The 12,654-nt window shown below is 31.6% G+C and carries 14 protein-coding genes, 1 tRNA gene, 1 pseudogene and 1 riboswitch; of the genes and pseudogenes, 14 read left to right on the top strand and 2 right to left on the bottom strand.

The genetic code is table 11. The features are described 5' to 3' along the window. Window positions 1–173: 173 nt before the first annotated feature. From JNO63_RS05910 to JNO63_RS05925, 4 genes are all read left to right on the top strand, one after another. Window positions 174–250 (top strand) — tRNA-Arg (locus tag JNO63_RS05910). Window positions 251–436: 186 nt separating this feature from the next. Beyond that, on the top strand, window positions 437–1,135 hold the full coding sequence (locus JNO63_RS05915; protein ID WP_203127579.1) for a cysteine hydrolase family protein: 699 nt from the start codon (window positions 437–439) through the stop codon (window positions 1,133–1,135). Between the two features lie 101 nt (window positions 1,136–1,236). Beyond that, a complete protein-coding gene (locus JNO63_RS05920) occupies window positions 1,237–2,418 on the top strand; it encodes a YcjF family protein (protein ID WP_203127580.1) in 1,182 nt (393 codons plus the stop codon). An 85-nt stretch (window positions 2,419–2,503) separates the two neighbouring features. Next, complete coding sequence (locus JNO63_RS05925) at window positions 2,504–3,775, top strand: S1C family serine protease (RefSeq protein WP_203127581.1); 1,272 nt, start codon at window positions 2,504–2,506, stop codon at window positions 3,773–3,775. Window positions 3,776–3,813: 38 nt separating this feature from the next. Here JNO63_RS05925 and tenA read toward each other — a convergent pair whose 3' ends face one another. Beyond that, window positions 3,814–4,482 (bottom strand): thiaminase II, encoded by a 669-nt coding sequence (gene tenA / locus JNO63_RS05930; protein ID WP_203127582.1) that lies wholly within the window; start codon window positions 4,480–4,482, stop codon window positions 3,814–3,816. A gap of 85 nt (window positions 4,483–4,567) precedes the next feature. Beyond that, window positions 4,568–4,655: riboswitch (TPP riboswitch) on the top strand. Window positions 4,656–4,731: 76 nt separating this feature from the next. On the opposite strand from tenA, the gene JNO63_RS05935 reads away from it, so the two are divergent. From JNO63_RS05935 to JNO63_RS08750, 9 genes are all read left to right on the top strand, one after another. Beyond that, a complete protein-coding gene (locus JNO63_RS05935) occupies window positions 4,732–5,433 on the top strand; it encodes a class I SAM-dependent DNA methyltransferase (RefSeq protein ID WP_203127583.1) in 702 nt (233 codons plus the stop codon). A gap of 166 nt (window positions 5,434–5,599) precedes the next feature. After that, on the top strand, window positions 5,600–5,923 hold the full coding sequence (gene ylxM, locus JNO63_RS05940; protein ID WP_115594946.1) for a YlxM family DNA-binding protein: 324 nt from the start codon (window positions 5,600–5,602) through the stop codon (window positions 5,921–5,923). Window positions 5,924–5,934: 11 nt separating this feature from the next. Continuing rightward, window positions 5,935–7,287: a signal recognition particle protein gene (gene ffh, locus JNO63_RS05945; protein ID WP_203127584.1), complete on the top strand. Its 1,353-nt coding sequence runs from the start codon at window positions 5,935–5,937 to the stop codon at window positions 7,285–7,287. A 60-nt stretch (window positions 7,288–7,347) separates the two neighbouring features. Next, window positions 7,348–7,593 (top strand): 30S ribosomal protein S16, encoded by a 246-nt coding sequence (rpsP, locus tag JNO63_RS05950; protein ID WP_101540903.1) that lies wholly within the window; start codon window positions 7,348–7,350, stop codon window positions 7,591–7,593. Window positions 7,594–7,598: 5 nt separating this feature from the next. Then, window positions 7,599–7,823 (top strand): KH domain-containing protein, encoded by a 225-nt coding sequence (locus JNO63_RS05955; RefSeq protein WP_203127585.1) that lies wholly within the window; start codon window positions 7,599–7,601, stop codon window positions 7,821–7,823. Next, window positions 7,820–8,305, top strand: coding sequence for a ribosome maturation factor RimM (rimM, locus tag JNO63_RS05960; RefSeq protein WP_203127586.1), 486 nt, complete (start codon window positions 7,820–7,822; stop codon window positions 8,303–8,305). Before JNO63_RS05955 ends, rimM begins: the two co-directional genes overlap by 4 nt. Beyond that, the gene (gene trmD, locus JNO63_RS05965) at window positions 8,298–9,005 is read left to right on the top strand and encodes a tRNA (guanosine(37)-N1)-methyltransferase TrmD (RefSeq protein WP_203127587.1); all 708 of its coding nucleotides are present in this window, start codon (window positions 8,298–8,300) and stop codon (window positions 9,003–9,005) included. The genes rimM and trmD overlap by 8 nt, the downstream gene beginning before the upstream one ends. Beyond that, window positions 8,992–9,339 (top strand): 50S ribosomal protein L19, encoded by a 348-nt coding sequence (gene rplS, locus JNO63_RS05970; protein WP_203127588.1) that lies wholly within the window; start codon window positions 8,992–8,994, stop codon window positions 9,337–9,339. Before trmD ends, rplS begins: the two co-directional genes overlap by 14 nt. A 1,322-nt stretch (window positions 9,340–10,661) precedes the next feature. Next, window positions 10,662–10,835: a DDE-type integrase/transposase/recombinase gene (locus JNO63_RS08750; protein WP_443111043.1), complete on the top strand. Its 174-nt coding sequence runs from the start codon at window positions 10,662–10,664 to the stop codon at window positions 10,833–10,835. A 216-nt stretch (window positions 10,836–11,051) separates the two neighbouring features. On the opposite strand, the pseudogene tnpA reads toward JNO63_RS08750, so the two are convergent. Continuing rightward, window positions 11,052–11,520: pseudogene (gene tnpA, locus JNO63_RS05980) on the bottom strand (IS200/IS605 family transposase). 667 nt (window positions 11,521–12,187) lie between these two features. Here tnpA and JNO63_RS05985 point away from each other — a divergent pair. Next, window positions 12,188–12,652: a hypothetical protein gene (locus JNO63_RS05985; protein ID WP_203127589.1), complete on the top strand. Its 465-nt coding sequence runs from the start codon at window positions 12,188–12,190 to the stop codon at window positions 12,650–12,652. Window positions 12,653–12,654 lie beyond the last annotated feature (2 nt).

Genomic DNA, 12,654 nt, shown 5'->3' on the forward strand with positions numbered 1-12,654 from the left:
AGAGCCCCAGCCTTCCAAGCTGGTTGCGAGGGTTCGATTCCCTTCACCCGCTCCAAGTCACTTGTAGTGTTTCAGATGCATAGCATCTGAAATCTTCGAGATGAGCATAGCGAATCCGAAGAACTAAGCGAGAGAAGCATAAACTTCTTGAGTGCACAAAAAATTAAATTTTTGCGTCATTAGCTCAGCTGGATAGAGCGTCTGGCTACGGACCAGAAGGCCTGGGGTTCGAATCCTCAATGACGCGCCAGATTTCAATAAACCCTTGTAAGTACTATGTTTACAAGGGTTTGTTTTTTAAATTGTTACAAATTTGATTACGATAGCTTGATATCTTACATTGGAAAATGATTTATTTATGTTATAATAACTATAAAGACAAAACTTTAACACAATGGTTAAATTCAATAGCCATCAATTGCATATGGAGGTTTATATGAAATTAGACAGAAAGTTTGTATCAAAATATTATGAGCATGTAGATGATTTTCCTGATTTAGATATTGATCTTTCTAAGACAATACTTCTTATTGTTGACTATCAAAATGAATTTTGTCTGACTGATTTTGGAGAAGCTAAGGAATTTAAAGAACAAGGTATGTGGGATTCTTGGAAACCATATTTTGACAAAATGCATGAAGTTGCTTTACCTAATACTGAAAAAGTTTTAAAATATTTTAGAGACAATGATTTATTAGTTTCATATGGACTTATTGCTTGCCAAAGAGAAGATGGACGTGATAGATCACCAGTTCAAAAATCTGATGGTTGGAATAATATGCTCATGCCTGTAAATTCATTTGCAGCAGAGGTTGTAGATTCTTTAAAACCAATTGATGATGAAATAGTTGTTTATAAGACAACTGACTCTGTAACAACTGGAACGAATTATCTACACTTATTAGACAATATGGAAATAGAAACTGTTGTTGTCTGCGGAATGGTTACTGACCAATGTGTGGCTTCTACTGTAAGAGGTCTTGCTGATGCTGGTTATGATGTTATAACAGTACATGATGCTTGCATTGCAGCTTCAGAAGAGCTTCATGATGCAGAACTTAAAATAATGAATGTAATTTATACTTATGTTTTAAGCACAGAGGATACATTGAACTTACTAGAAAAAAGCAAATAATAAAATTATAAGTAAAGGGGCCTTATGGCTCCTTTTTTATTGTTAAAAATACTCTTATAAGTACAATATGCTTATAAAAACTAAATTTCTAAGGAGCTAATATGCTTAATGATATTAATAAAGTTGCCCAAGATACAATCAATGCAATCAATGAGAAAATAAAAAATTTAAATACCTTAAATATAATAGTAGCTGGGAAAACCGGAGTAGGAAAATCTACTTTAATAAATGCTGTTTTTAAAGATAATATCGTACAAACAGGGATGGGTAGACCAGTTACAAATCATATGAGAAAGATTAGTAAAAAAGATATACCATTAGCAATCTATGACACTAGAGGATTTGAACTAGGCAAGGATGTCCAAGAAGATGTGAAGAAGGAAATACTTGATACTATTAAAGATGGTCTTGCTTATAATGATATAAATAAAGCCATACACTGTATTTGGTATTGTATAAATACTGGTTCAAATAGGATTGAACCTGAGGAAATAGAATGGTTAAGAGAGCTATCGGAAGAAAATAATTCTACACAAGTGCCAATTATAGTAGTTTTAACTCAGACTATTTCTAAGAAAAATGCAGAAGAAATGAAAAATCTTATTTTAGATGAGAATTTAGATATTATCCAAGTGATACCAGTACTTGCAAAAGACTATGAAATTGAAGGTCTGGGTACTGTAAAAGCTTTTGGTCTGGATACATTAATCCAAGTAATGGGTGAGGCCATGCCTGATGAGCTTATGGATACTCTACAACATGTGCAAATAGCAAGTTTATCTGAAAAAAAGCGAAGAGCCTCTAAAATTGTAGCAACTGCAGCACTAACAGCTACAAGCGAGGGGGCGGCCCCAATTCCTTTTGCAGACGCTGCACTTTTAATACCAACCCAAGTTACTATGATAGCTTCTATCACAGTAGTATTTGGTTTTGAGATTAATAAAACAGTTATAACAGCTCTATTATCTTCAACAATAGGATCTGGAGGAGCAACACTTTTAGGTAGAACTGTGGTTTCAAATGTATTTAAATTAGTACCAGGAGCTGGATCTGTAGCAGGGGGTGCAATATCTGCAACTACTGCAGGTATCATAACAGCAGCCCTAGGAGCAGCATATATAACAATTATGGAGATGATCTATAAGGGGGAAATGAATATAGAGGATATTTCTAGCAAAAAAGGAAAAGAAACTTTATCCAAAGTATTTAATGATAAGTTAAAATCTGGAAAAGACAATTTAGCATCATATTTAGCCATATTGTCAGATAAAAATAACAAATAGTATAATAAATCCTTAACAAAATCTTAATCTCAAAAAGAGTATCATATAATCATAATTAAATAATATTTATAGAAAGGAATAATTTATGTCTAATAAAACTTCTGATAAAAAAAGTTCTCTACCTAATTTTTTATCAGCTCTCACAGGAGCTCTTATAGGTGGACTTTTGGTATTTTTGTTAACTAATGGTTTTGGAGCAATGACTAATGATAATAGTAGCAATGAAGCTGCTAATCCTCCACAAACAAAGGCAGAAGAAGCGAATGTTTCAAAAAAAGAAATAGATAAGAGTATAGGAAATCTTGATGCTGATGATTCTGGCGCATCCATGGAGTCTAAGGTTGTAAAAAAATCTATAAATAGCGTTGTAGGAATTACAACCAAGTCTCAGGTTACCCAAGAAACATTTTGGGGTCCACAATCTGGATATGTTGAAGGAATCGGATCAGGATCTATTGTCAGCAGTGATGGATATATATTAACTAATTCTCACGTAGTAAGTAACGGTGATACTAGTGAAATTAGTGTACTTTTTAATGATGGTACAACCACACCAGCAAAACTTGTTTGGAATGACTCAACCCTAGATTTAGCTATTATTAAAGTAGAAAAGAAAAATCTACCAGCAATGGAACTAGCTGATAGTGATGATGTGGGAGTAGGTGATAGGGTTGTAGCTATTGGAAACCCACTTGGTTTTGAACTTCAATCTACAGTGACTAGCGGAATAATCTCAGGACTTAATCGTACAGTAAGTTTTCAAACTGGAGCACAAATGGATGGTTTAATGCAAACAGATGCTGCTATAAACTCTGGAAACTCTGGTGGAGCCTTACTAAACTCAAAGGGCCAACAAATCGGTATCAACTCTGCAAAAGCTGGAAATAGTGATGGTATTGGTTTTGCTATACCAATCAATACTGTAAAAAGTGTAATCGAACAAATAATAAAAAATGGAGAATATAAGTCAGTATATCTAGGCATAACTGGACAATCCCTAGACTATTTTAAACAATTCCCACAAGCAAACATGGGAGCTCTTGAGGATGTGGATGGTGTATATGTATTTAGCGACTTTGATCAAAATGGGGTTTTCCAAAAAGGAGATGTAATTACTGCAGTTGACGGCAAAAAAGTGACTGATATGGCATCATTAAGAAAGGTTCTTCTTGATTATCAAATAGGCCAAAGTGCAGAAATCACATTAATCAGAGATGGAAAAGAGCAAAAAGTTAACTTTACATTCAAAATAGATTCATCAAATGTAGATGAATATAAACAAGCTAGTCCAGAAAATAAAGTAGAAAAAAATGAGGAGGAAAATAGTAGTATTAACCCATTTAACAATCTTCCATAAAGATAAAAAGCTTGCTAGTATCTAGCAAGCTTTTATTTTTAAAATACATCGCCTTCGTTATAAACCATATCCCAAAACTTAAGTTCATAAAGCAGACAATTTTTAAAAATATCTATCAAAATATCTCTTTTTGTATCAGTCATATCCATGCCAATTTCATTTATTTCATCAACTGTCCCATCTACATATGAAAGATAAACAGGATCTAGATATCCAGTTATAAATTTGCCGTAAACATCATGATTTTTTGCCTCGGGATTTACCTTATCTATATATCTAAAAATATTTACATATCCTAAATCGCAAGCCATAAGGACCATCAAGATTTCTTCATAACCCCCAATTAATGATTGAGAAATCCTATAATTTGAATAAGAAAGATTAGTAAGATTTGAATGTCTTTTTTCAATTTCTTTAGCATCTATACCAAAATCACGCATGACCCCACGGTGGATGGCCATCTCATTTTCCATGCAATTATTTAAAAGATAGGAAAATTTGCGGATAATATCCTTATTATTTGTTTTTGTAATACCAATAGCAAAAATTTTGACATGGTCCCATAGGTAAATGTAGTCTTCTTCAAGGTAATATTTAAATTTAGACACTTCAAGGTCTCCATTTATCAAACCTAATATAAAAGGATGATTGTAAAGATCCTGCCAAATGTCCTCAGTTTTTTCGTATAAATAGTCAATAAATTTCATAAATCCTCCAATAAGTAAACCATACCTCATATTACTTTAAATTTTCTATATAACTGATATAGTATAAGTAACAGTTAAATATTTCTTTTTGTATTCGGGGTGCCAAGTGCTGAGATTATACCCGCAAACCTGATAAACGTAATAGTTGCGTAGGGAAATAAAAAAGCAATGATAACTCTTTTTTCCGAATATAAGAAAAAAGAGTTTTTTATTTTTAATTGTGAATTTGGATATAATAAGGAGATGAGTATGAAAGCAAAATTTGATGGATATGCTAATAAATATGATGAATGGTTTATGGAAAATGAAAATATGTATTTAACAGAGCTAAATGTCGTAGAGATGGCTCTTAAAAGTGTAAATACAGAAAAATCACTATCAGTTGGTTGTGGAAGTGGTTTGTTTGAAGTTTCTCTAAAAGATAGGGGAATTACCATTACTGACGGATTAGAACCATCAGAAGATATGGCTAAGATTGCAGAAAAAAGAGGTTTAAATGTAATTGTAGGTATAATCGAAGATGCTAAGCTAGAAGATGAATACTATGACTGCATTTACCTAAATGGTTCATCAACATATATAGAAGACTTAGAAAGTGCCTACAAAACAGTTTATAAAGCACTAAAACCAGGCGGACACATTGTAGTAATCGATGTGCCAAAAGAAAGTCCATTTGGAATTCTTTATCAATTTGCAAGCCATGCCAAAACATTTGATTTGCCAAATTTTGAGGGAATCTTACCAAAATCACCATATCCAATAGAACTAATTACATCTACAGTAATGACAACTACACCAGAAAAACGTGATGTACTAGAAAATATAGGATTTAAAAACTTCAAATACTATCAAACATTAACAACAGATCCAGCATACTCAGATGACTACGTAGAAGAAGCGGTAGAAGGATATGACAAGGGATCATATGTTGCAATAGTAGCTGAAAAATAAGTTAAAAAATATAATTAATAAGCACTAAAGGAAGGCCATTTGGTCTTCTTTTTATATGTCAAGAAAAATCCTTGACACTCATTTAGATACGTTGTATAATGCATAGGTCAAGAAATTTTATTGACACAGTAATTTTTGTAAATTACAAGAATATTAGTGGAGCATTATGGAAAAAATTGTTAAAGTGGCCGAACTATTCGACATTTATGGACCGCTACTAAATGAAAAACAACGTGATGTTATAAATTGCTATTATAACGAGGATTTATCCTTACAAGAGATTGCGGATAATAATAACAAATCCAAGCAAGCAATTTCAGATATGATGACTCGTTCAGTTGACAAATTATTTGAGTTTGAAGATGAGCTTTCTTTGCTAGAAAAAAAAGAGGGGCTCAAGGATGCTCTTATGAGTATAAGAGAGCTGATGGAAAGTTCAAATTATGAACAAGCAATTGAAAAGATAACAGAAGAAATTGAAAAAATTTAGGGAGTGATAATATGGTGTTTGAAGGCCTATCCGATAGACTCCAAGAAACCCTTGGTAAGCTAACCGGAAAAGGAAAATTAACAGAAAAAGACATCGATAGTGCAATGAGAGAGATAAGACTTTCACTTCTTGAAGCTGATGTTAACTACAAAGTCGTAAAAGAATTTGTAAAAACAGTAAAAGAACGCGCATTAGGCGAAGATGTCATGCAGTCACTAAGCCCAGGTCAAATGGTAGTTAAAATCGTAAATGAAGAGCTAACCAATTTGATGGGAAAAGAAAACTCCAAACTAGATCTTAAAGGAAGCACACCACATATGGTAATGATGGTAGGGCTTCAAGGTTCTGGTAAAACTACTCACTCAGGTAAATTAGTACACAAACTTAAAAGCGAAAACAGAAACCCAATGCTCGCGGCCCTAGACATTTATAGGCCAGCAGCTATTGACCAATTAAAAGTAGTTGGTAACAAAGCAGGAGTTCCAGTTTTTGAAGAGGGCAAACAAGACCCAGTAATTACAGCTCAAAATGCAAAAGATTTTGCAAGGGCAAATAATTATGATACAGTCATCCTCGATACAGCAGGGCGTCTTCAAATAGATACTGATTTGATGGAAGAGCTAAAAGCAATCAAAGAAGCAACAAAACCTGACGAAATCCTCTTAGTAGTAGATGCTATGACAGGACAAGAAGCAGTAAATGTTGCAAAAACATTTGATGAATATCTTGACATCACAGGTGTAATACTCACCAAGCTTGACGGTGATGCCAGAGGTGGGGCAGCTTTATCCATAAGACAAGTAGTTGGTAAACCAATAAAATTTGTCGGTGTAGGTGAAAAACTAGAAGACCTAGAGTCATTTTATCCTGATAGGATGGCAAATAGAATTTTAGGAATGGGAGATGTTTTATCTTTAATAGAAAAAGCAGAAGCCCAAATCGATCTTCAAAATGCCAAAGAGCTTGAAGAAAAGATGAGAAATCAAACCTATACTCTAGATGATTTTATGGAGCAAATCAATCAAATCAGAAATATGGGTCCATTAGAAGACTTACTTGCAATGATACCTGGTGTAAATAATAAAATGCTTAAGCAAATTAACGTAGATGACTTAGGCTTTGAAAGAATTGAAGCACTTATAAGCTCCATGACACCAGCAGAGAGAGCAAAACCAGAAATAATAGGCAAAAGCCGCAAAGATCGTATATCAAAAGGATCTGGAGTTAATGTAAAAGAGTTGAATAAACTCTTAAAACAGTTTAAAGAACTGAAAAAAATGATGAAACAAGTTTCAAATATGCAAGGAAAAGGAAAGAAAGGCAGAGGTATGAGAATGCCAAAAATGCCTAAATTCCCTTTTTAATAGCTAAATAATATTTAAATATTTAATTTGTTTCAAACGTCAAAATGAAAGGAAGTAAAAATGGCAGTAAAAATTAGATTAAAAAGAATGGGACAAAAGAAAAGACCATTCTACAGAGTTGTTGTAGCAGATAGCAGAAGCCCAAGAGATGGTAAATTCATCGAAGAAATCGGATATTACAATCCAGTAAGCGAACCTAAAGAATTTAAAATCGATAACGAAAGAGCAAAATATTGGGTTGGCACTGGTGCAAAACCAACATCAATCGTTGAAAAACTTTTCAATGACAATGATGTACTAGCTTAAGAATTATGAAAGAACTAGTAGAAACAATAGTAAAAGAACTTGTAGAAGAAAAAGATCAAGTAGAAATCGAAGAAAACCGTAATGACGGCGAAGTTAACATCATAATCCACGTAGCTGAATCTGATAAAGGCAGAGTAATAGGAGTTAGAGGAAATATTATAAACTCAATCCGTACTATCGCAAGATCAGCAGCTATAAAAGAAAATGTTAAGGTTAATATAAAAATATGAGAATAACAGTAGCAGAGATAGTAACTACTCACGGTGTACGTGGTAATCTAAAAGTAAAAAGTCTAAGCGATTATGAAAAAAGATTTGAAAACGGGGCAAAATTACTAATCGGAGATGAGGAGCTTACAGTAGAATCATCCTTTGATCAAAAAGGACTAAAGGTTATCAAATTTAAAGAATATGATGATATAAATGATGTTCTTAAATTTGTGGGCAAGGATATAACCATAGAAGATTCTGATCTTGGAGATCTAAACGAAGATGAGTATTATGTTTTTGAATTAGTTGGACTAGATGTGAAAAGCCATGGGCAAATAGTAGGCAAAATCACAGATGTTATCACAGGCGTTTATCCAAATGATGTTTATGTTATAAAAACAGAAAAAGATGAAGTTTACTTTCCAGCTTTAAATGCTACTGTAAAAAATGTTGATATAGAAAATGGCTTTATAGAAGTAGAAAACTTTAGTGACTATGAATAAAATAACCATCCTGACCCTATTTCCAGAAAGTTTTGAATTTCTAAAAACTTATGGAGTCATAGGAAAGGCTATTTCAAAAGGATTATTAGAACTTGAATTTGTAAATATAAGAGATTTTTCAAACGACAAGCATAATCATGTAGACGATACAGTTTATGGTGGAGCAGCAGGAATGCTTATGAGACCTCAACCTATATATGATGCTTTAATGACTGTAAAAAAACCTGGATCCAAGGTAGCATATATGTCTGCCGCAGGATCTCAATTCAATCAGAAATTAGCAATCGACTTTGCAGAAATTAAACATCTTATACTTATTTGTGGTCACTATGAAGGTATAGATGCAAGAATAACCAACCACTATGTAGATTATGAAATCTCAATTGGAGATTATGTCCTTACAGGAGGAGAAATCCCTGCTATGGTAGTAATCGACTCTATGGCAAGATTTATAGAAGGTGTCGTTGGTAAAGAAGAATCCCTAGTTACAGATTCACATTACAATACATTATTGCAACAAGATGAATTCACCAAGCCACGCGAATTTAATGGATATATGGTGCCACAAGACTTACTAAGTGGAGATCATAAAAAAATTGCAGCTTGGAATAAAAAATCAGCAATAGAAAAAACTAAAAGAGTCAGACCAGACTTATACGAAAAATTCCTAAGAGAGGAGAATAAAAATGGACTTAATTAAAAAAATTGAACAAGAAAACTTACGTGAAGACCAATTTGACTTTAACGTAGGAGATACAGTTAGAATATCTTACAGAATTAAAGAAGGTGAAAAAACTAGACTTCAAGACTTTGAAGGTACAGTTATCAAAATTAAAGAAGGTGGAGTAAATAAAGCATTCACACTAAGAAGAATTTCTTATGGTGTAGGTGTTGAAAGAACTTTCCTTTATAACTCACCAAGAATCGAAAAACTAGTAGTAACAAGACACGGTAAAGTACGTCGTGCAAAACTTAACTACCTACGTGGACGTCAAGGTAAAGCTACAAAAGTAAAAGAAAAAACTAATTATTAGAAATCAGGGACTGTTGGAAATTGATAGATAATCATTGTTCCGTTATTAGAGTACACTCACAGAAAGTTAGAGACTTAGCCCGCCGGCTTATGGAGGCATATCCCGTCGGCTGATTGAGATACTTTCTGAGGGGGCGCTCGAATGATTTTGGAACATTTTATCTGTTTTCAACAGTCCCTTTTTTAAAATTTATCCCAAATTGTGAAAGACTAAACTATAAAAAGTATTAAGATAAGAAGGATAGATTAATAAATGAAATAGATATCCAAAGAATAGATTCATATGATGACAAAAGATTTGACCAAGCAGCTCTTAATCAACATGGATGCTTTGTGGTAAATGACAAATTTCTCTATCAAATCAAAATAATATCTAAAAATTTGGCTCTTATAAAGTAAGTCTCCTAAAATATTTAAGTTAGATCTTGATAACATACAACCCACACAATTTTATATTGATAGAAAAAAGCTAGATGCAATAAAAACTTTTGCTAAAAACAGTGAGGATATTATAATTTCAGTTGCGAAATATGAAGATAAATATATTTCACTTGATGGTCATACAAGATTATATCTTGTTTATAATCTAGGCTTTTCTCTTATCTATGCTTTCATAACAGAAATCTTTGACGGAACATATTATTTTGTAAAAGAAATCGGAAAAAGAGGAATAAAAGCTGTCAAAGATTTGATTCTTTTAAGTCATAAGGATCATATACTAAAATGGGATAAATTTTGCAATGAATATTTTGAAGGTTTAGAAAATTAATATAAATTTTATAATTATTAATAAATTATAAAATAAAGGACTTAAAATAGAGTCGTTTTTTAACGTAAGAATGAATTTTTAAAATATATTCTCATTATTTTAAATTTTATAGATAATAATTTGATCTTATGTATAATATATTTAGTAAATAAGGATAAAATTATGTCAATCAATATAAACTGGTATCCAGGGCACATGAAAAAAGCTAAGGAATATTCATAAACAAAAAGAAAGTACAAAGATTAGTCCAAAAGCTAAAACTACAAGTTACAAGCTTTGGTAGGAAATCTAAGTATTCATCATACAAAGGAAGATAGGAAAGTTATTAGATAACACAATAAATTGTAATTTTAAATCACCACTACCGCATTAAAAGATAACAATAGATACATCAGAATTTAAATCTTACACTTCTTAAGATAAAGGGAATACCCGAATAGGTAAACTATACTTAATGTATTTCTAGATATGTAAAATAGTGGGGTAATATCATACTCCATAAGTAAAAACCAACAATACAAGCAATCTTAATCTCACTAGAAGAAACCATCAATATAACAAGTGACTGCAAAGAAAGAAGAATAATTCATTCAGATCAAGGATGGGGATATCAGATAAATCAGTACACAAAAAGACTTAAAGAATATGGAATAACTCAAAGTATGTCAAGAAAATGTAATTGTATAGATAATTCTCCTATGGGAAACTTCTTTGTAATACTAAAATAAGAAATGTATTATGGTCAAAATTACAAATTCTATGATTAACTAAAACAATCCATATATGTATATATAAAATACTACAGTTAAGAAAGAATAAAAGAGAAATTAGGCTTCTTCACATTAGTAGAATTATAGAAGAAAGAGAGCAGCTTAATAAACTCGACTTTCCCCTAGGGAAAAGTACAAATAATCAGAACTACCAGCTACAGCTTAAGCAATTATTTATTTACCTTTTGCTACTGACTCACCCGTAAACGAGTCATAGTATTCCTTAAGACTTATTTGATCGCTAAAATAATTTTCTTATAATTGATTTCGTATATATTCTTTTATCATTTTTTCATCTCGTCCTACTGTATCCACATAATAACTCCTGCACCAGAAATGTCTATTCCCATATTTATATTTTAGATTTGCATGACGATCAAATATTATTAATAACTTTTTCCCTTAAATATCCCATTATTTCTGATATGCTATATTTTGGTGGTATTTCTATCATCATATGAACATGGTCTACACAAAGTTCTGCTTCTATTATATAGATTCCTTTTCGTTGACACAGTTTTCTAAGTATTTGGCCTATATCTTTTTTTAATTTCCCATATATTGCTTCTCTTCGATATTTTGGTGCAAATACTACATGATATTTACAATGTCATTTAGTGTGTTATAAACTATTCTTGTCCATTAAATTCTCCTTGTTTTAATTGTGCATGTGGTTATCACAATTATATATCAAGCGGGAATTTTTTGGCTTGAAGTTAAATTCCTCCACCTGCATAGCGGGTGGTTTTTTGTTTCACTCACATTCGTTCGTTCAACTTACTTAAGTGAACAAAAAACATCAGTCATAAATATAGATTTATGTCTGATGTTAAGGCCAAAATTTTGGTGTCCTCGAAATTTTAAAAGGAGTTATTATATACATAAACTAGGTGTAAAAAAGATTCTACCAGATATGAACTATACTAGTAAATTAAGGTTAATCAATTTATAGCAGTGAGTAATATAGGACTATAAGTCAATTAGGACTTTCCTGTAACCTTGATTTTTAACAATGAACTAATTATTATTTAAATAGTAAATTATTAATATTGATTAGTTTTTATATAAATTTGATTACAAAATAATTTTAAATATTTTTACATATTATTTACAGAATAATAATAAATTCTAAATAAAACTTAGATAACATAATAAATGTGTTAATTATATCTTATAAGATGGATAAACGTTTAATATATTGTTGGTTATTAAAATATCGATGGTTTAAAATTGATGATTATACACTTCAAATCATAAAAGAATAATTTATTGTTTCATTAGGATTTTAATATAAGTGTGAAGGGATACTTATGAGTGAGTTAGTTAGAACTGAAAGACTAAATTTTGAGGATTTATTTTTCTTCGAAAGAGAAGTAACACAGCCGCAAATTATAAAAAAAGAGCTTGATATGATTATGCCTAAACTTAGAAAAATTGGAATAGAGCATAAAAATATCGTTATTAGTAAGGTTGTAGGTAAAAATCCAACTAAAAAAACTATGTTGATGCAAATTCGTGTTCCAATTTCTATAAATGATGGACTTAGTAATTTTTTTAAAAGGCATCCACAATATGAATTGGAAAAAAATTTTTCAATAAATGAGGGGGTGAAATTAGCTATCACAAACAATGAAAATGAATTCCGTGAAGGTATAAAATTGTTAATGAAACAAAGACCGGATTTGGATTTATCGAATAACTCCATAATAGAACTGTCTCATATTTCTTATTACGGGGATGTTCTTGATTTTGAACTATTTTTAGAAGATAAGTAAAT

The sequence above is a fragment of the Anaerococcus sp. mt242 genome (assembly GCF_016798225.1).
In the GTDB taxonomy this organism is placed as follows: Bacteria; Bacillota; Clostridia; order Tissierellales; family Peptoniphilaceae; genus Anaerococcus.